Origin of the sequence: Chlorobaculum parvum NCIB 8327 (assembly GCF_000020505.1) — a bacterium.
Taxonomy (GTDB): domain Bacteria; phylum Bacteroidota; class Chlorobiia; order Chlorobiales; family Chlorobiaceae; genus Chlorobaculum; species Chlorobaculum parvum_A.
Window position 1 is genome coordinate 1052908 of record NC_011027.1, and the last position, 18319, is coordinate 1071226.

Annotated in this window: 13 protein-coding genes and 1 pseudogene; 9 read left to right on the top strand and 5 right to left on the bottom strand. The window is 51.4% G+C overall.

Translation table 11 applies throughout. The features are described 5' to 3' along the window. Positions 1-7: 7 nt before the first annotated feature. From secA to CPAR_RS04890, 4 genes and pseudogenes are all read right to left on the bottom strand, one after another. Positions 8-3103: a preprotein translocase subunit SecA gene (secA, locus tag CPAR_RS04870; RefSeq protein WP_012502197.1), complete on the bottom strand. Its 3096-nt coding sequence runs from the start codon at positions 3101-3103 to the stop codon at positions 8-10. A gap of 352 nt (positions 3104-3455) precedes the next feature. Continuing rightward, the gene (locus CPAR_RS04875) at positions 3456-4334 is read right to left on the bottom strand and encodes an SDR family oxidoreductase (protein ID WP_012502198.1); all 879 of its coding nucleotides are present in this window, start codon (positions 4332-4334) and stop codon (positions 3456-3458) included. 72 nt (positions 4335-4406) lie between these two features. After that, complete coding sequence (locus CPAR_RS04880) at positions 4407-5360, bottom strand: DNA glycosylase (RefSeq protein ID WP_012502199.1); 954 nt, start codon at positions 5358-5360, stop codon at positions 4407-4409. Positions 5361-6219: 859 nt separating this feature from the next. Next, positions 6220-6387 (bottom strand): annotated as a pseudogene (locus tag CPAR_RS04890) (SAM-dependent DNA methyltransferase); the annotation flags it as partial. Positions 6388-6574: 187 nt separating this feature from the next. On the opposite strand from CPAR_RS04890, the gene hsdR reads away from it, so the two are divergent. From hsdR to CPAR_RS04925, 7 genes are all read left to right on the top strand, one after another. After that, on the top strand, positions 6575-8932 hold the full coding sequence (gene hsdR / locus CPAR_RS04895; RefSeq protein ID WP_012502200.1) for an EcoAI/FtnUII family type I restriction enzme subunit R: 2358 nt from the start codon (positions 6575-6577) through the stop codon (positions 8930-8932). Between the two features lie 27 nt (positions 8933-8959). Beyond that, positions 8960-10426 carry a type I restriction-modification system subunit M gene (locus CPAR_RS04900; RefSeq protein ID WP_012502201.1) on the top strand — a complete coding sequence of 489 codons (1467 nt, stop codon included), beginning with the start codon at positions 8960-8962 and terminating at the stop codon, positions 10424-10426. 2 nt (positions 10427-10428) lie between these two features. After that, entirely contained in the window at positions 10429-12159 is a 1731-nt protein-coding gene (locus tag CPAR_RS04905) for a restriction endonuclease subunit S (protein WP_156773373.1), read from the top strand. Positions 12160-12171: 12 nt separating this feature from the next. Next, the gene (locus tag CPAR_RS04910) at positions 12172-14070 is read left to right on the top strand and encodes an AAA family ATPase (RefSeq protein ID WP_012502203.1); all 1899 of its coding nucleotides are present in this window, start codon (positions 12172-12174) and stop codon (positions 14068-14070) included. A 17-nt stretch (positions 14071-14087) separates the two neighbouring features. Continuing rightward, on the top strand, positions 14088-14732 hold the full coding sequence (locus CPAR_RS04915; RefSeq protein ID WP_012502204.1) for a ceramidase domain-containing protein: 645 nt from the start codon (positions 14088-14090) through the stop codon (positions 14730-14732). Positions 14733-14760: 28 nt separating this feature from the next. Continuing rightward, on the top strand, positions 14761-15384 hold the full coding sequence (locus CPAR_RS04920) for a CPBP family intramembrane glutamic endopeptidase (RefSeq protein WP_012502205.1): 624 nt from the start codon (positions 14761-14763) through the stop codon (positions 15382-15384). Positions 15385-15526: 142 nt separating this feature from the next. Next, entirely contained in the window at positions 15527-15868 is a 342-nt protein-coding gene (locus CPAR_RS04925) for a zinc ribbon domain-containing protein YjdM (RefSeq protein ID WP_012502206.1), read from the top strand. Positions 15869-16176: 308 nt separating this feature from the next. Here CPAR_RS04925 and CPAR_RS04930 read toward each other — a convergent pair whose 3' ends face one another. Further along, positions 16177-16653 (bottom strand): L-2-amino-thiazoline-4-carboxylic acid hydrolase, encoded by a 477-nt coding sequence (locus tag CPAR_RS04930; RefSeq protein ID WP_012502207.1) that lies wholly within the window; start codon positions 16651-16653, stop codon positions 16177-16179. Between the two features lie 68 nt (positions 16654-16721). On the opposite strand from CPAR_RS04930, the gene CPAR_RS04935 reads away from it, so the two are divergent. Then, positions 16722-17246 (top strand): hypothetical protein, encoded by a 525-nt coding sequence (locus CPAR_RS04935; protein WP_012502208.1) that lies wholly within the window; start codon positions 16722-16724, stop codon positions 17244-17246. A 219-nt stretch (positions 17247-17465) separates the two neighbouring features. After that, positions 17466-18128, top strand: coding sequence for a hypothetical protein (locus tag CPAR_RS04940; RefSeq protein WP_012502209.1), 663 nt, complete (start codon positions 17466-17468; stop codon positions 18126-18128). The last annotated feature ends 191 nt before the right edge of the window (positions 18129-18319 follow it).

Sequence of the window (18319 nt, forward strand, 5' to 3'; positions counted from 1 at the left end):
TTATCAGTTACTCATTTGTGCCGCAGCAGTTCTTGTACTTTTTGCCGCTGCCGCACGGACAGGGATCGTTACGCCCGGGCTTCTGTTCGGCGCGGATCGGCTGCTGCACGACGATTTCGTCTCCGGGCATCGACATGGTTGAATCCACGCTGGCGTTGGGCGAAACCTCATAGGCGCTTTCAGCCTCTTTATGCTGCGCCACGAGGCGTTCCTGGTTTATTGCCTGCTGGCGCTGGCGGGCTTCGATTGCCTCCGACTCTTCCGGCGTGATCGGGAAGAGCTTGAATGCCAGCGACAGGGTTTCGTGCTCGATCTCCTGCAGCAGGTCGACGAACAGTTTGTAGGCCTCCTGCTTGTACTCAAGCAGCGGATCCTTCTGGCCATAAGCGCGCAGGTTGATGCCTTCGCGCAATCCGTCGATTTCGCGCAAGTGTTCGCGCCACTTCTGGTCAATCACCGACAGGACGGCATACTTTTCGATCTGGCGCATGATGTCGTCCGGCAGATCGGACTCCTTGCGATGATAAAATTCGCTTGCCGCTTTGAACAGCTCTTCGGCGCTCTTTTCGTACGGTTCGCGCTCGAATGCCGACGGGTCGGGTTTGAACTCGACCATCAGCTCGCGCATGACCTGTTCTTCGAGTCCAGCGGGATCGTTGGCTTCGTGGAATTTTTTCACCACGGTATTGCAGTAGTCGAGCAGGAGATCCATGATGTCGGCTGTCAGGCGATCCATTTTGAGCGCCTTGCGACGGCGGGAGTAGACCACTTCGCGCTGCTGGTTCATGACGTCGTCATATTCGAGCAGGCGCTTGCGGATGGCGAAGTTCTGTTCCTCGACCTTTTTCTGCGCGCGTTCGATCGACTTGGTGATCATCGAGTGTTCGATGACGTCGCCCTCTTCGTGCCCCAGCCTGTCCATGACCGAAATGACCCGCTCCGAGCCGAACAGGCGCATGAGCTGGTCTTCGAGCGAGACGTAGAAGATCGATTCACCGGGATCGCCCTGGCGTCCGGCGCGGCCACGGAGCTGGCGGTCGATACGGCGCGACTCGTGCCGTTCCGAACCGAGGATGAACAGGCCGCCCATTTCACGGATGCCTTCGCCGAGCTTGATGTCGGTGCCTCGACCGGCCATGTTGGTGGCGATGGTCACGGCCCCTTTCTGACCGGCCATGGCCACGATGTCCGCCTCGCGGGCGTGCTGCTTGGCGTTGAGCACGTTGTGCTGAATGCGCTTGGCGCGCAGCATTCTCGACAGGGTTTCCGATACCTCGACGCTGGCCGTACCAACGAGAACGGGCTGACCTTTGGCGACCAGCTCCTGCACCTTGCTGGTGATGGCATTGTACTTCTCGCGGCGCGTTTTATAGACCAGGTCGTCCATATCGTTACGCGCGATTGGCTTGTTGGTCGGAATGACCACCACGTCGAGCTTGTAGATTTCGAAGAACTCCGAGGCTTCGGTTTCGGCCGTACCGGTCATGCCGGCCAGCTTTTTGTAGAGGCGGAAGAAGTTCTGGATGGTGATGGTGGCCATCGTCTGGGTTTCACCCTCGATCTTGACGTTCTCCTTGGCCTCGATAGCCTGATGCAGCCCGTCGCTGTAACGGCGTCCGGCGAGCACGCGGCCGGTGAACTCGTCAACGATGTTGACCTGTCCGTCCTGCACCACATATTCGTCATCCTTGGCGAAGAGCGTGTAGGCTTTGAGCAGCTGGCTGATGGTGTGCAGGCTGTCGGAGCGCTCCGCGTAGAGCCGATAGACTTCGTCCTTCTTGCGAACCTTGTCGGAAGGTTGGAGATTCGCATCGGCATCGATGGCCGCAACCTCGCTGCCCACGTCCGGCAAGAGGAACAGATCCTGATCCTGATGGCTCAGTTTGCTCAGGAATTCGCGGCCCTTGTCGGTCAGATCGATGGTGTTGGCCTTTTCGTCCACCGCATAGTAGAGCATTTCGTCCACCTCGTGCATGCGGCTGGCGTTGTCTTTGAGGTATTCGTTCTCGACCGACTGGATGAGTTTGCCCACGCCGGTCTGCGAGAGCATTTTGCTGAGGCGGTTGTTTTTCGGCTGGCCGCGTTTGACGCGCAGCAGGGCGAGGCCCGCATCGAAATCGTTCGGCTTGGTTTTCAGAGTCTTTTCAGCTTCGCCGAGCAGGGAGGCCACGAGGTTCTGCTGTGCGCGGACGATCTGCTCGATCCAGGGCTTGATTTCGCGGTACTTCGTGTCGGTATCCGAGTTCGGTACCGGGCCGGAGATGATCAGCGGGGTTCGGGCCTCGTCGATCAGCACGCTGTCAACCTCGTCAACGATGGCGAAGTAGTAGTCGCGCTGCACCATCTCCTCCACCGTTCCGGCCATGTTGTCGCGCAGGTAGTCGAAGCCGAACTCGCTGTTGGTGCCCCAGGTGATGTCGCACAGGTACTCGTTGCGCCGCTGGTGCGAATACAGGCCCGACAGAATCACACCGGTCGAAAGACCGTGGTACTCGTAAACCGGTCGCATCCACTCCATATCGCGCTGGGCGAGGTACTCGTTGACCGTCACCACGTGCACGCCGCGTCCGGTCAGCGCGTTCAGGAAGACTGGCAGGGTGGAGACCAGCGTTTTACCTTCACCGGTGGCCATTTCCGCAATCTTGCCCTGATGCAGCACCACGCCGCCGATAAGCTGTACGTCATACGGAACCATGTCCCACACCATTTCGCGGCCCATCACCTCGTAGGTGTGGCCTTTCAGTCGGCGGCAGGTCTCCTTGACCAGCGCGAAGGTTTCGGGCAGCACCTCGTCGAGGATGCTTGCTGTGGCGGTTTCGTACTCTTTGCGAAGGTTGTCGAGCGTGTCGTTGAGCTGCTCGTTTTCCTCATGGCTGAGGTCGGGGTTGTCGAGCTTTTTTTCGGTATCAGCGATGTTCTTTTCGATGGGGATCAGGCTGTCCCGAACCTTTTTGCGCAGCTCAGTGCCTTTATTGCGGAACGCCTCGTCCGAGAGCGACTGAAGCGGGCCGTAGAGTTCATTTATCTGGTCAACGATCGGCTTGATTTTCTTGACGTCTTTTTCGTGCTTCGATCCAAACAGCTTGGTGAAAATTTTTAACATGTAAACTCTTGATTTCTGCAATGTTTCGTAACAGCCTCAGCGGCTACAGGCGTACCTCACCATGACCCTTAAAGTACCGAATTTAGCACGCTGAAAAAATACAAATGAAGGATAAATAATGGATAATTGATAGTGGAAAGTTGATAGTTGATAGTTGAATTGTTGAGGCTTGTGGGTGGGGTAAAGGGGGCGCGGGAAGTGTTGACCGAAGTGGACAGGCTGGAACAACCCGGTATGGCCGGACATTTTCATCATTCGTAGTCTATGATGTCCATTTTGTCCACGCTGTCCGTGTTCATTCGGTGGGGAAGGGCGGGTGTGAAACCCGCCCCTACAGATCAATTATCCATTATCAACTATTCTTCGCAGCCATCTGCTCGAAGAACGCTCGCAGCTTGTGGGTGCCGTATTGCGGGGCGACCGTGTCGTTCTTGCTGACGGTGGAGGCGAACAGGGCGATGTCGTGGATGTCACGGTTGATGAAGCCGGTCACAGCCGTCAGACCATCCGCTACCCAGATCGGTACCGAGATGGTGAACGGGCTTTTCTTGACCACATCGGAGGCCATCTCCGCCACCTCGCGATAGGTAAAGATTTCAGGTCCTCCGGCATCGATGTTGGTGTTGTCACCCTCGGCGGCATCGACGCACACCTTGGCCAGGTCGGCTCCGTGGATAGGGTTGGATTTGCGGTCGCCCTCGCCGAGCGAGAGCATGATGCCGTTGCGCGCCATGTTCAGGAACTGCGCCATGTCGGAGAAATAGCCCGTTGGCCGCACAATCGCGTACTCAAGCCCCGAGGCGCGCAGCTCATCGACGAACTTTTCGTGCGCCTGGATGTTCTCGATCTCCATCATGTTGTGCGCATTGAACACCGAGATATAGACGAACTTCCGAACTTTCGCTTTCATGGCCTCGCGGAGGATGTTCAGGTTCGCATGGTAATCCACATCGAAGCTCGAATGCACAAAGTCGGGGCGGGTCATGCCGAGCGATGAAAAGACGATTTCGATGTCATCGCACAGTCCGGTAAGGGTTTTGGGATTGGTGGCCTCGGCGACCACGAGCTCGTCGGCAAGGTCGGCAATCGCCGGTTCAAGGTGAGCGCCCGGCTTTGCGGCTTTTTCGACGCTCCGCACCAGAGCGCGTACCCAATAGCCGCGATTCTTGAACTCCTGCACCACATAGCGTCCGATATAGCCGGTCGAGCCGGCGACAAGTACCTTTTTCATAATGAACAAGGGTGATGGGTTGATAAGAATCAAACTCTTAAATCTAACCAGCGACGCCGTTACAACGTGCCCTTAAAACGCCTTCATCTTTTTGACCTCTTTCCGCCAGCAATGGAACAGGATGTGCCCGGCATAGCCAGCGCATTCAGTGCCGAGGATGGCTCGCGCCTTTTCCTGTAGAATCCGGTAGTTCTTTTCAGTCAGGCTGCGGCGGGCTTCTTCAATGCCGAACCACTCCCAGAGGTACTGTTTTACATGCGTATCGATGGGGAACGCATCGAACCGGCCAAGCCCGAACAGGGCGATGCAATCGGCGATTTTGAGGCCGATTCCGCTGTGCACGCACAAGGTTTCGCGAAGCGTTTCGAGATCGCATTCGCCTGAACCAACACAGGCTAGCGCCAGCTTGCCAGACTCGAACGAACGGGCCATGGCGATGATGTTTGCAGCCCTAATCCGGTTGTTATTCGTGCATAATGCCAGCTCAGAAGGATCAGCAGAAGCAAGAGCTGACGGGGTAGGGAAGCCGTAGAAAACCATCTCGCCTTCCGGCGTCTCAAGCACAATCTTTTGCCCATACCGTTCGGCAATCATGGAGACCTGACGGCGAATCAGGTGCATTCCGATGCCTTGAGCGCACATGAAAGTGACCATGATTTCGAACGGCTCCTGCCGCATTACCCGAACGGATCGGTACGGTTTTACCATTCGCCATAGTTCCGGATAATCTCGCTGAAAATCTGATGAAAAGATGCTGTTTTCATCAATATCAAAAGCAAAATACCACCTAAAAAAATCACTAATTTGCAAGCAAAAAGCTTCTTTACTTTGGCTGAAAATTTCAAAAGTAGTGCTATCAATACTGCGCAGTAAAAAGATTTTATTGTCGATTACTGTGGAGTAATAACCGCTAAAATTTTCTTTTTGAGACCACCTAAAACTTTGGCCACTGAACAGTGTTGCGTGTAAATCAAAGTTTCGATGAGATTTTATTATGGTTTTTGATAATTCTTTAGCGTCTGCCATAATTTGTGTTCATAATTCTGGTATTTATTTGCCTAATGAATATTTAGACAAGTAATCTAACATCTTTAATTTGAATGACTTAAATTGATTTATCTCATGCTTATGTTATGTCTGTTTTTGGTGTAAAAATTTGGATAAATATTTCTTTAATCTGGTTTGTTTTGGCTTTTTTGGTGCTTAAAATTTTGTTTTTACTGATCTTGTATTGTTTTTTCATTACTCTATAATATTTGCTTTAAATTTGCTGATAATTTAATAAATTAATCCATTAAATTATTGTGTGTATAGTTGTTTTGTTTTGTCTTAAAGCGTGATTTTAATTTTTTATGGTTGTTTTTTATTTTCGGTTTTTGTTTTGTAAGTCGCCTTAATATGGTTGCTTTGGCGATTATAATAATGCTATTAATTCTTTTCGTTTTTGTTTATGAAGATTTGATGATTGGTGTGTTGGTGCTTTGAACGGTGATTTAAAAATTCAGATGCACCTGCACTTGATTTGCCTTTGAAAACGTCGATGAGAGTTGAATTGAGTTGATGAGGCTGGTTTTGTCTGTTCTTTTTTGTCAGCAGAAAATGGTTGAGTAATCGAGCTGAAGATTCGATGAAATCGGGGTATGGATGGGTTTAGGTTGGATTTGCTTTTCATTTGATGCCGCGATTGAGTGGCAAAAAACTCGATAGCTGACTTAGGCTGCAAGGTGAGATTTGCACTCGCAGCACAGTTGGTAGCGCGACTGATTTTTTGTTAGTGGGTTCAAGATTTGAGCCCTTGCGTGTGAGCCAAACAACAAAAAAGCCTTACAGAACGTGCCTGTAAGGCTTTTTCTCTTGGTGATTGATAGTTAGAGGTGGGTCTGTTTTATGCCTCGTTTCCCCCTAAGCTAACGGCTATTTGTCGGAAGCTGTTCAGGTCGGCTTCGATGTTTTCGATGATCTCCGCCGCCAGCTCTTCTGGGTCGGGCAGGTTGTCGAGGTCGGAGAGGGATTGGTCTTTCAGCCAGAAGATGTCGAGGCTGGTTTTGTTTTTCATTTCCTTGCTTGTAAAGGGCTTAACCATTCAGTATATAACAAGATGCTTGTGTTAGTAGTGCAAAAGTTATCAATGTCTCCTGAAACCTTTGCTAAGTACCTGGTTTCCTTATTGATTCACCTGTTGCGCGCAACTGATTCCCATCTTTTATCGGCTTGACGCAACAAGATTGAAGAGCGCTCTGATGGATAAAAAGCAACTCTCCGAGCGGGACATCTGTACCAAATTTATCACGCCATCACTTGAGCAAGTGGGGTGGGACATCGCTACCCAGGTGCGCGAGGAGTTTCCGTTGACCAATGGTCGCATCATCGTGCGGGGCAGCGTGCATACTCGCGGCAGCCGCAAGCGCGCGGATTACGTGCTGTTTTACAAGCCCAACATTCCCATTGCCGTCATCGAAGCCAAGGATAACAAGCATTCGCTGGGCGATGGAATGCAGCAGGCTCTGGGCTATGCCGATTTGCTTCAAGTTCCTTTCGTCTTCAGCTCTAACGGTGACGGATTTCTGTTCCATAACAAACTTGCCCCTGACGGCATCATTGAGCGCGAACTTGCCTTGCATGAATTTCCTTCCGCCGAAACGCTCTGGCAGTGGTGGGCAGCGCACCGAGGACTTGACGATCGACAGAACAACCTCGTAACTCAGGACTATTTCAGCGACGGTTCCGGCAAGACGCCCCGATACTACCAGTTACTCGCGATCAACAAAACTGTCGAGGCCATTGCAGGCGGGCAGAACCGCATCCTCTTGGTCATGGCGACCGGAACTGGCAAGACCTTCACCGCTTTTCAGATCATCTGGCGGCTTTGGAAATCGAAAGCGAAAAAGCGCATCCTTTTTCTTGCTGACCGCAACATTCTGGTCGATCAGGCCATTACCAACGACTTCAAGCCCTTCGGATCGGCAATGACCAAGATTCAGAAGCGGCAGGCCGACAAGTCGTATGAAATCTATCTTTCCCTTTATCAAGCAGTTACGGGCAATGAAGAAGAGAAGAATATCTACAAACAGTTCAGTCCCGACTTTTTCGATCTGGTCATTATCGACGAGTGCCATCGGGGTAGCGCCGCTGAGGATTCGGCATGGCGCGAGATTCTGGAATACTTCAATTCGGCTACGCAGATCGGCCTGACTGCTACGCCGAAAGAGACCAAAGAGGTCTCGAACATCGACTATTTCGGCGAACCGATTTACACCTATTCTCTCAAGCAGGGCATCAATGACGGCTTTCTGGCGCCGTATAAGGTGGTGCGTATCGACATCGACAAAGACCTCGAAGGCTGGCGGCCCGACAAGGGAATGCTCGACAAGTACGGCAACGAAATCGAAGATCGCATTTACAACCAGCGGGATTTCGACCGTAGCCTCGTGCTGGAAAAGCGCACTGAACTGGTGGCCAGGAAGGTGAGCGATTTTCTGCGCCGTACCAATCGCTTTGACAAAACCATCATCTTCTGCGAGAACATCGAACACGCTGAGCGTATGAGGCAGGCGTTGGTGAACGAAAACAGCGACCTGGCCTCGAAGCACGACAAGTACGTCGTGCGCATCACCGGCGATAACGAAGAGGGCAAGGCCGAACTCGACAACTTCATCTTTCCCGAAAAAACCTTTCCGGTCATCGCCACCACCTCAAAACTCATGACCACCGGTGTCGATGCACAGACCTGCAAGCTCATCGTGCTCGACCAGCGCATCCAGTCGATGACAGAGTTCAAGCAGATTATCGGGCGCGGCACGCGCATCAACGAGGAGTTTGGCAAGTTTTATTTCACCATCATCGATTTCAAAAAGGCGACCGAGCTGTTTGCCGACCCCGATTTCGACGGTGATCCAGTGCAGATATATGAACCACAAGCCGGCGACTCTCCCTTACCTCCCGATATTTCGGGCGGAGAGCCCTATCCGGAAGGTCAAGAGGATCAGGATTGGCCCGATTTACAGGATAAGCCTGTTACTGGCGGAGTGCGCCGCTATGTCGTCGATAATGTTGAAGTGCGGGTGGTTGCCGAGCGGGTGCAGTACTTCGACGCCAATGGCAAGCTCATCACTGAATCGCTCCGCGACTACACGCGCAAGGCGCTTGCCGGGGAGTTTGAATCGCTCTATGACTTCCTCAACCGCTGGAACAGCGCCGAACAGAAGCAGGCGATCATCGACGAGTTGGCCGAACACGGCATCTTTTTCGAGGCGCTTGCCGACGAGATCGGGCGCAAGTCCGGTAAGTCCTTCGATCCGTTCGATCTCATTTGCCATGTAGCCTGGGACATGCCGCCGCTCAGCCGGAAGGAGCGAGCCGAGCAGGTCAAAAAGCGAAACTATTTCACGAAGTATGGTGAGGAGGCCCGCAAGGTGCTCGAAGCGCTTCTTGACAAGTATGCCGACGAAGGCATCGGCCACGTCGAGGAGACGCAAATCCTTACCATTTCGCCGTTTACCGAAATTGGTACGCCAATGGAGATCGTGCGCTTTTTCGGCGGAGTGGATGGGTACCGCCAAGCGCTGCTCGATCTTGAGCATGAACTCTATTGCGCCTGAAAACAACAACTTGACAGACAATCAGTAATGTCTATCCAGAACCTCGTAAAATCCATACAGGATATCATGCGCAAGGATGTTGGCGTTGATGGCGACGCTCAGCGCATCAGTCAGATTGTGTGGCTCCTTTTCCTGAAAATCTTTGATGACCGCGAGCAGGAGTGGCTGTTCACTCTGCCCGAATACCGTTCGCCACTGCTGCCTCATCTTCGCTGGAGCAACTGGGCCAAAGACCCGGAAGGTATCACCGGTGAGGAGCTGATCGATTTCGTCAACAACGATCTTTTCCCCTCGCTGAAAAATCTCGCCACCACGCCTGGCGTTTCCTCGCATGGGCGCGTGGTTGGCTCGGTGTTCGAGGATGCCTATAACTATATGAAGTCCGGTACGTTGCTGCGCCAGGTGATTAACATCATCGAGGAGGATGTGGACTTCAATACCTCTGGCGACCGGCATCTGTTCAACGACATTTACGAAAAGCTGCTCGCCGATCTGCAATCCGCCGGAAATGCTGGTGAATACTTCACGCCACGTGCGGTGACGCAGTTCATGGTGGACATGCTCGACCCGCAACTCGGCGAGTCTTTGCTTGATCCGGCCTGCGGTACCGGCGGCTTTCTCACCTGCGCCATCGAGCATCTGAACGAGCAGGTCAAGACCGTCGATGACCGCGAAAAGATTCAGGAGAGCCTGCACGGCGTAGAGAAGAAGCCCCTGCCGCACATGCTGGCCGTGACGAACATGATGCTGCATGGCATCGACGTACCGACTAACATCCGGCACGATAATACGCTCAGCCGTCCGCTCAAGGATTACAGCCCGAAAGATCGGGTCGATCTCATCATCACCAATCCGCCGTTCGGGGGGATGGAAGAGGATGGCATCGAGAAGAACTTTCCCCGCCAGTACCAGACCCGCGAAACCGCCGACCTGTTTATGGCGCTTATCATGCACCTGTTGAAGCCCGATACCGGCAAGGCTGCCGTGGTGCTGCCGGACGGGTTCCTCTTTGGCGAAGGGGTCAAGACGACGCTCAAAAAAGAGCTGCTCGAATCGTTCGATCTGCACACCATTGTGCGGTTGCCCAAAGGGGTGTTCAGCCCCTACACCAGCATTGCGACCAACATTCTGTTTTTCAAGAAGGGCGGGCCGACAAAAGAGGTCTGGTTCTTCGAGCATCCCTATCCGGAAGGGTACAAATCCTACTCCCGCTCGAAACCGCTGACTATCGCGGAGTTCGACCGAGAAAAGGCATGGTGGGGCGGAGCGTCGCGCAAAGGTCGCCAAACGACGGAGTACGCCTGGAAGGTGAGCGCGGAGGAGATTGTGGCGCGCAACGGCAACCTCGATTGCAAGAATCCGCACGAGGTCGAGGTGGTGCATGGTGATCCGGAGGAGTTGATGCAGGAGTATCATGGGATCGTCCGCCAGCTCGAAGAGGCGCAAGAGGCGCTGAAGCGCGAGTTGATCGATGCGCTGGAGGGGAGGGGATGACGATGGATTTTCGGGACGGCGAAACATCGGTGGTTGAGCTGCTTGAGCGGCATTTCGAGGTGGCGTTTTCTGCGCCGGATGGGGTGAAGAAGCTGCGGGAGTTGATTCTGACGCTTGCGATGAAGGGCAAACTCGTGCCGCAGGATCCGAACGATCAACCGGCGAGTGAGATGCTGAAGGAGATTGAAGCTGAAAAACAGCGGTTGGTGAAAGAGGGGAAAATCAAGAATCCGAAAGCGTTACCGCCGATTACGGCTGACGATGTTCCGTATGAATTGCCGGATGGTTGGGAGTGGGTAAGGCTTGGTGAAATTACAGCCTATAACGGTAGAAAAAATATATCAGGAGATCAAATTGATCCAGATACCTGGGTGCTTGATCTTGAGGATATTGAAAAGGATACTTCAAGAATTTTATATCGCGCGAAGTTCTCTGAAAGACAATCAAAATCAACAAAATCTACTTTTTTAAAAGGTGATGTGCTCTACGGTAAACTACGTCCATATTTGGATAAAATAGTTGTTGCTGATAGAGATGGGGTTTGTACTACTGAAATTGTTCCTATTGTTTCTTTCGTTGGATTGCATTCTGATTTTCTCAAATGGTTATTAAAACGTCCAGCATTTTTATCCTATGTCAATTCTTTGATGTATGGTGTGAAAATGCCTCGACTTGGAACGGATAATGCAGTGGCGAGTATTCATCCACTTCCACCACTTCCCGAACAACACCGTATCGTCGCTCGTATCGATGAATTGATGGCGCATTGTGATGAGCTGGAAAAGCTGCGTGCGGAGCGGGAGCAGAAGCGCGTCAAAGTTCACGCCGCCGCAGTCAGGCAGTTGCTCGATACGACGGAGCCGGAGTCAAGCGCCAACGCATGGCAGTTCATCTCCCGGAATTTCCGTGAACTTTATAGCGATAAGGAAAACGTCGCCGAACTCCGCAAAGCCATTCTCCAGCTCGCCGTCATGGGCAAGCTCGTCCCGCAAGACCCGAATGATCCGCCTGCCTGTGAACTGTTGAAGGAGATTGAAGCTGAGAAACAGCGGTTGGTCAAAGAGGGGAAGATCAAAAAGCCGAAGGCGGTGTCGCCGATTAAGCCGGATGAAGTTCCGTATCCGCTGCCGGATAGTTGGGAGTGGGTGAGATTGGGAGACGTGATTTCTTATATGGATGCAGGTTGGAGTCCGAAGTGCGAAACTGGACCGGCAAGTGATTCGGAATGGGGAGTTTTAAAAACCACAGCGGTTCAAAAATTGGAATTCTTGCCGCATGAAAATAAGACTTTGCCTATAAAATTAACACCTCGACCAGAATATCAGGTAGAGGAAAAAGATATTTTGATTACTCGTGCAGGCCCAAAGAATCGAGTTGGTATATGTTGTGTTGCTACGTCTATAAGGCCTAAACTGATGTTATCGGATAAAATTATTCGGTTCAAAATCTATGGTGATCTGATTTCCCCGGATTATTGCGCTCTTTCTTTGAATACAGGATATTGTTCCGAACAAATTGAGATGTTTAAATCTGGTATGGCTGAGAGTCAAATGAATATTTCTCAAGATAAGGTGAAACGTTTGTTGATGCTAATTCCCCCACTTCCCGAACAACACCGCATCGTCGCTCGCATCGATCAGTTGATGGCTTTGTGCGATACGCTGGAGCAGCAGATCGATGACGCCACCCGTAAACAAACCGAACTACTCAACGCCGTGATGACTCAGGTGTAGGAGGGGAAAACTATGCGCCTGACATCACTCTACATCGGCCAATACAAAAATCTGCGGGATTTTTCCCTGAGCTTCGATGGCAGCAGTTTCATCGATGTCTTTGTAGGGAAAAACGGCACCGGAAAATCCAACCTGTTCGAGGCACTCATCGAGATATTCCGCCATCTTGTGGAGTACGATCGCGAAAAGGTTCCCTGCGATTTCAATTACCGTATCAAATTCGTGATTGATGAAAAAACAACCGAGATCGCATGGAACTCCGGTAAATTGATCATTGATGGTGAGGAACGGAGAACTGTGGGCAAAACACCGATGCCTGATAATGTGCTGATCTATTACTCTGGTCATAATTATGCGGTATCCGACCTTGTGGAACGTTATGAAAAAGCCTTTCGTCGCCGACTCAAGGGGGCCAACATTGAAGACAATCGTCGCTTTATCAGCATTGGTCCGAAATACAAGTCATTGTTGTTGGCCGTGCTGCTTTCACAACCGGAAACGAACAAGGCCAGACGATTTATCATGGATAAATTGGGCATTGCAACGGTCGGCAAGGAACTCATTGTTGAATTCAGGCGGCCCGATTTTGCCAGAGGGCGCTTGAAAGAGCTTGGGGTTGATGGCATTGAGGCCTTCGATCCACGCACCCATTACTGGGGTACAGACGGTATTACACGCGAGTTCCTCAACAAATTAGCATCCTGTATCAAAGGCGAATTCAACCACTTTGATATGTATAATCGTGGTAAGGATAGCTATCGCTTCAACATCAATCTTGATATCTTTAAGAAACGATTCAAAGATGATTCGGTATCGGAGATTTTCCGGCAGTTTGACAACCTCAAGACATTGGGAATGTTGGCAAACATCACGTTACGTCTGAAGTTCTCAAATGGTCGTAGCGGATTTATCTCCCATTTCAGCGATGGGCAATTTCAGTCGGTTTACATCTATTCTATTATCGAATTGTTCAAGGATCGCAACTGCATTACCTTGCTCGACGAACCAGACTCATTTCTTCACCCCGAATGGCAATACCAATTTCTCCAGCAGATCTTTGAGATTACCGATACTGCGGCAAAGAACAATCATGTGCTGATGAGCAGTCATAGTGCGGTTACCTTAATTCCTCATGACAAGAAGAAAATTAAATTTTTCGATATCAAGGAAAGCCATGCAAATTGTTACGACTTACCAAAGGCAGTTGCCATCAAAAAGCTGAGTGCAGATATTATCAAATATTCAGAGCAGGAACAGTTACTTAGCATCATCAATGCCATCCAGATTGAAAACAAACCGGTACTGTTCACCGAGGGCAGCACTGATCCGGTGATTCTCAAGGTGGCATGGTACAAGCTGTATGACGTTGAGATGCCTTTCATCCCGTTTTATGCCTTCAGTTGTACCTACATCAAGCAGTTACTGACTGACGGTCGCATTCATGCTGAAATGGGTGGATTGCCGGTTTTCGCCCTTTTTGATTTTGACAAGGCCTATGATCAATGGAACGGATTGAATGGCTCCGTCAGTGAAGCCGATCCATTGAAAGGTATGATCAAGAAATGGGCTGAGGGTGAATCTTATGCTCTGATGTTGCCGGTGCCAGCAAATGTTGACATCCAAAAACAGGTCATTCGAAATCCCACTACCGGTGAAACCTTCGGTGGCGACTCGTGCTGTGAGATAGAGCACCTGTTTTACGGTCTTGATGCAACAATGAATTATTACCAAAAAGAACCGTGTGTTGGCGGTAGCAAGATTGTGTTTAAATCAGACAGAGAGAAGACAGCATTTGCCAAAGAAGTCGTACCAAATCTCGATTCATCATGTTTCGAGGTCTTTCGTTCGATGTTTGAGTTTATCAAATCGAAATGTGCTGCCGAAGCAGATGGCGTGAAGATCGTGACATAAACTGATTCGTTCCCGTCATGCTCTACGACTATTGCGAAAGAACCGGCTCCGGCTTGTTCGATGAACCGGTCAACCTGCTGACGAACCTCTCGTTCATTGTCGCCGCCGCTTTTGTTTACCGTTTACTGCGCGATCGCGGTCAGTTCAATCGCGGCAATATTCTTCTTTTGACTCTGGTTGCGTTCATCGGGGTCGGGAGCACGCTGTTTCATTCATTTGCGACTGAATGGGCCAGGCTGCTCGATGTGGTTCCGATCTTTTTGTATCAGCTCGCGTTTTTATGGCTCTACATGCAGCGGGTAGCCCGGCTCGGCACCTTTTCCCGTGTTGCGCTGGTGGGAGTGTTTCTGCTTGTCAGTCTGTACGCCTTGACGTTTAAAGGCTTGTTGAACGGCTCGGTGATGTATCTGCCTGCAATTCTGTCGGTTATGGCGGTTGCCGTCTTTCACTATTTCCGAAAAAAGATCGAGCCGATGCTGGGTTGGTATGCCTTGATCGTGTTTGCTCTATCGCTCTTCTTTCGCACGATTGACGCGGTTCTTTGCTCGGTTTGGCCACTCGGGACGCACTTTGTGTGGCATCTCTTGAATGGTGTGCTCTTATACCTCACAACCCGAATTATTATCGTGAATTCCGGGTTACAGCAGGCAGATCGTTCATAAAAGAGCTAACGCGAGCTTTATCAGAACAATGGAGAGTGTATTCGGTAGTGATCAGTCTGTGCAGAAGGCCCGGTGGCAATTGTTGTATTCGGTGGCGATTCTGATGGTGGTTCCTGCCTTGATCTACTTCGATGTTATTCCTTACGGATGGCGCATTTATATGCTTCTTGCACTGGGCGTCATCTTTTCCTTCCTCTCGTATCTCCGTGGGTACACGCTGAATGAGCTTGGGTTCAGAAAGGACAATATTCGTAAAGCCTTTCTGATGCAGGCTCCGTTTCTGATGCTGTTTTTGTTCGTTCTCTCCTTTGCCCACAGGCTTGGTTTTGTCGAACGGGAATTCCTGTCGAAAGAGCTGTTTCTGGTGTTTTATGTGTTTATCTCCGCTCCTTTTCAGGAGTTTGTCTATCGCAGTTATATGTTCGCGCTGCTGAAGCGTTGCGGCTGGGAGAACCGGTTCGTGTTCGTCCTTTTCATGGCGCTTCCGTATGTGTTTGTCCACATCATCTATCACAATGCGTTGACCTTGATTTTTACCCTGATTGTCGGCGTGTTCTGGTCGTACAGCTACATCAGGCAGGCGAACCTTTTTGCCGTTTCATTTTCTCACGCCGTGATCGGGTGCGTTGCCCTCTTTTTGGGCGTTGTGTAACCCGTGTTAAGGAGCTGGTCGGGTTTTGAACGCGTCTCCATTTCTCGCCACCCAGTGTCCGAACTTCACCAGTTAGGTCTGCGCTTTGGAATTCATTATACTCCCGCGCACTGTTTCTTTTCAATTTCTCGATTTGACCGCTATGAGCACTCTGCCAAACTGCCCCAAATGCAATTCCGAATACACCTACGAGAACGGCACGTTGCTGGTATGCCCCGAGTGTGCCCATGAATGGAGCCCTGCCGAGGCTGCTGGCGCGACAGAAGGAGAGCGGGTCTGGAAGGATGCGAACGGCAATGTGCTGCACGATGGCGATACCGTGACGGTGATCAAGGATCTCAAGGTTAAAGGAGCCTCTTCGCCGATCAAGGGCGGCACGAAGGTCAAGAACATTCGCCTCGTAGTGGGTGATCACGACATCGACTGTAAAATCGACGGCTTCGGCGCGATGCAGTTGAAGTCGGAGTTCGTCCGCAAAGCCTAAGCGGCGTTTCAGTGATTGGCGGATTCCTTTTGTGTTTTTTTTTGCGTAAAGAACTTTACAAGGCAAAGTAAAGGCTCTTGTCAAGAAAGAAGAAGGAGTTGTACAAGCGTCCGAAAACAATTGGTTGTAAAGAAATCCAGAGAAGGGAGGGCTCTTCTCGATGAAGCGAAGCCTCAATACTCTTTAGAGGCCATCACGTATTGATTCAGACCCCGACTTGTCGGGATCTGAATAAGATTCAAAGCTAAGACGGGATTGCTGTTGAGAGTCTCTTTTGGACAGGCTCAGTCCCCAATTGTCCCAACGGTTTACGTTGCAGTGCCAGATTCGGGGGTTGCCGGGCGCTCATACTTGAAGATGCAGACCGGGCAGCCGAGTGCCTGGCGGCAAAGGATTTCGCCGCTCATTTCCGGGAACGCTCGTCGGGTAGCCTCCATATCCAGCTCGCAGACCACATGGCACGGAGTGTCGAATCCGTACTCCTTGCTCACCTCCAGCCACGGGCAGATGCGCTGGATTTCCAGCACGGCATCGATGCCTTTGTTTGAAATATCCACCACGTCCATTTCCATTCCGATGCTTTCAAACTGCGGAATGGCTTCGCGGAACGCTTTGGCGAGGGTGGGGCGGGCAAGGAGCGGGCCCATGCGCTGTTTCTGCACTTCCGGAAACCCTTCGAGCATGGTTTCCCAAGCGGCAGATTCTCCAAGTTTCTGGCTCAGTTCACGGTAGCGGGCGAACTTTTTGCGCGCCGATTCGATAAGTTCCTTGTGGGCGTTTTCCATAACTTGTTTGGCAAGTTGGCTGTTCAAAGGATTGTGCTTCACTTACATAATTACAAAGAGAATGAATTATGAGTTCAATCGAGTTTCTCAGAGAGTTATACGAGGAGTATCTGGATTGGTATCTGAGCATCGCCGAAGAGAACGGTGTGTTGCCGCGCTCGATTTCGGGCGTTGATGCCGACGGCAAGCAGTTCATTTACCTGATCGATGGTTTGACCTTGCAGCCGATGGCGCGGAACAAGTATCTCCGCTATGTGCTGGATGAGCACCAGTCGGTTGCGTATGCTTATGGTGGGCTTGCTTTGCGGGGCGACAGCGACCTCGGCCAGATCGAGGAGGTGCTGGATGTGGTGGCTGCCGATGCGAACCAGTACGTGATGGGGCACTGGCAGGTGATTCGTGGCGAGGGCAACAAGGTGACCAGCTTGCGCCCGATGGGGGTGACAGAAGGAACCGACCCCGAAAAGCATCCGGCCTCCTGGTACCTTGCGGGTGCGATACGCTTCACCGACAAGGAAAAGGAAAAATACGGCACCCTCTGGGATGAGGCCCAGCCCTCGGTGATGTTCAACGATCGGAATGCCGCGGAGTGATGGCGCTGCGAATTTGCGAGAGCTGTTGAGTTTGCGAAACATGGTGAACCGTCTGTAGAATTGCAATGCCTTTGCGCCGGATTTTCTTATCTTTGGCATTCAAAAGGCGCGGTTTACCGGTAGTTACTATCCATCTGCCTGGCGGTGTAACTCATTCTGATTGTTGATAGTCGGAATGCCGTGCAACAAAATCATGTGGCGATAAATTTTTTCTGAGGCATGAAACAATCTTGGCTGTGGGCACTGTTGCCATTGACCGTTCTTCTGGCGGTTTTCGGATTCTTTTTTGCACTTTTTCCGGGCCTGTTTTTTGACAGCGGCATGCTGTTTGGTTCGGTGACGCTGATGGCGCTTGCCGCGGCTTCAGCCGTTTATTCACCCGTCAGGGGCTTTGTGCAGGGGTGGAGTGTTCCGGCGCTTGTCGGTACGGTGATTGCGGCGCTCATGCTTCTGGTTTCGGCCAGTGGCGTGGCGATGGTGCTGAATGGCTTGCACATGGGAGCGATGATTGCCGGTCTGGTGACGGTGGTCGGTTTCGCTCTTCTGCTTGTGGCCACCGGCATGGATGGCGCGGCGATGCAGCGCAAGGCAAAATCGGTTCCAGAGCAGAAAGCCGGCCCGAAAGAGTGGGCTGAACGCCTTGAGGCTATCGGTCATCAATGCGCTCGTCAGGAGATGAAAACCAGAGTGTTGCGGCTTGGCGGCGAGACGCGCTTTCTGACCGAATCCGGTTCGGTCGATACCATTGTCGACCAGCATATCGGCCGCGCGCTTGAGGAGCTTGCCCAGGTTGTCAGAAGTGGTGACGATCAGTCGGCCATCTCAATGCTTTCGGGGATCCGGAGCCTGTTCGCACAACGCGAAAATCAGTTGAAGCCGTAACGCACTCCTTTTTTCATCGTGACATAACCCCGTTTCGAGAGCAAAGTCGTGACGGGGTTTTTGCTTTTCCCCATTTCGTTCTCTGTGAGAATCCCTGGAACAGGATTTGTTGTCAATATCGATTGAATGGCATGAAATGGCAGGATTCGAGTCCTGCTGCTCTTTAGATGGATGCGGACGTGAATGCGGCG

What these genes read in the sequence shown, in the direction of transcription:
- secA (WP_012502197.1), bottom strand. Translation starts at nt 3,103, where the DNA reads ATGTTAAAAATTTTCACCAAGCTGTTTGGATCGAAGCACGAAAAAGAC.
- CPAR_RS04875 (WP_012502198.1), bottom strand. Translation starts at nt 4,334, where the DNA reads ATGAAAAAGGTACTTGTCGCCGGCTCGACCGGCTATATCGGACGCTAT.
- CPAR_RS04880 (WP_012502199.1), bottom strand. Translation starts at nt 5,360, where the DNA reads ATGGCAGACGCTAAAGAATTATCAAAAACCATAATAAAATCTCATCGA.
- hsdR (WP_012502200.1), top strand. Translation starts at nt 6,575, where the DNA reads ATGGATAAAAAGCAACTCTCCGAGCGGGACATCTGTACCAAATTTATC.
- CPAR_RS04900 (WP_012502201.1), top strand. Translation starts at nt 8,960, where the DNA reads ATGTCTATCCAGAACCTCGTAAAATCCATACAGGATATCATGCGCAAG.
- CPAR_RS04905 (WP_156773373.1), top strand. Translation starts at nt 10,429, where the DNA reads ATGGATTTTCGGGACGGCGAAACATCGGTGGTTGAGCTGCTTGAGCGG.
- CPAR_RS04910 (WP_012502203.1), top strand. Translation starts at nt 12,172, where the DNA reads ATGCGCCTGACATCACTCTACATCGGCCAATACAAAAATCTGCGGGAT.
- CPAR_RS04915 (WP_012502204.1), top strand. Translation starts at nt 14,088, where the DNA reads ATGCTCTACGACTATTGCGAAAGAACCGGCTCCGGCTTGTTCGATGAA.
- CPAR_RS04920 (WP_012502205.1), top strand. Translation starts at nt 14,761, where the DNA reads ATGGAGAGTGTATTCGGTAGTGATCAGTCTGTGCAGAAGGCCCGGTGG.
- CPAR_RS04925 (WP_012502206.1), top strand. Translation starts at nt 15,527, where the DNA reads ATGAGCACTCTGCCAAACTGCCCCAAATGCAATTCCGAATACACCTAC.
- CPAR_RS04930 (WP_012502207.1), bottom strand. Translation starts at nt 16,653, where the DNA reads ATGGAAAACGCCCACAAGGAACTTATCGAATCGGCGCGCAAAAAGTTC.
- CPAR_RS04935 (WP_012502208.1), top strand. Translation starts at nt 16,722, where the DNA reads ATGAGTTCAATCGAGTTTCTCAGAGAGTTATACGAGGAGTATCTGGAT.
- CPAR_RS04940 (WP_012502209.1), top strand. Translation starts at nt 17,466, where the DNA reads ATGAAACAATCTTGGCTGTGGGCACTGTTGCCATTGACCGTTCTTCTG.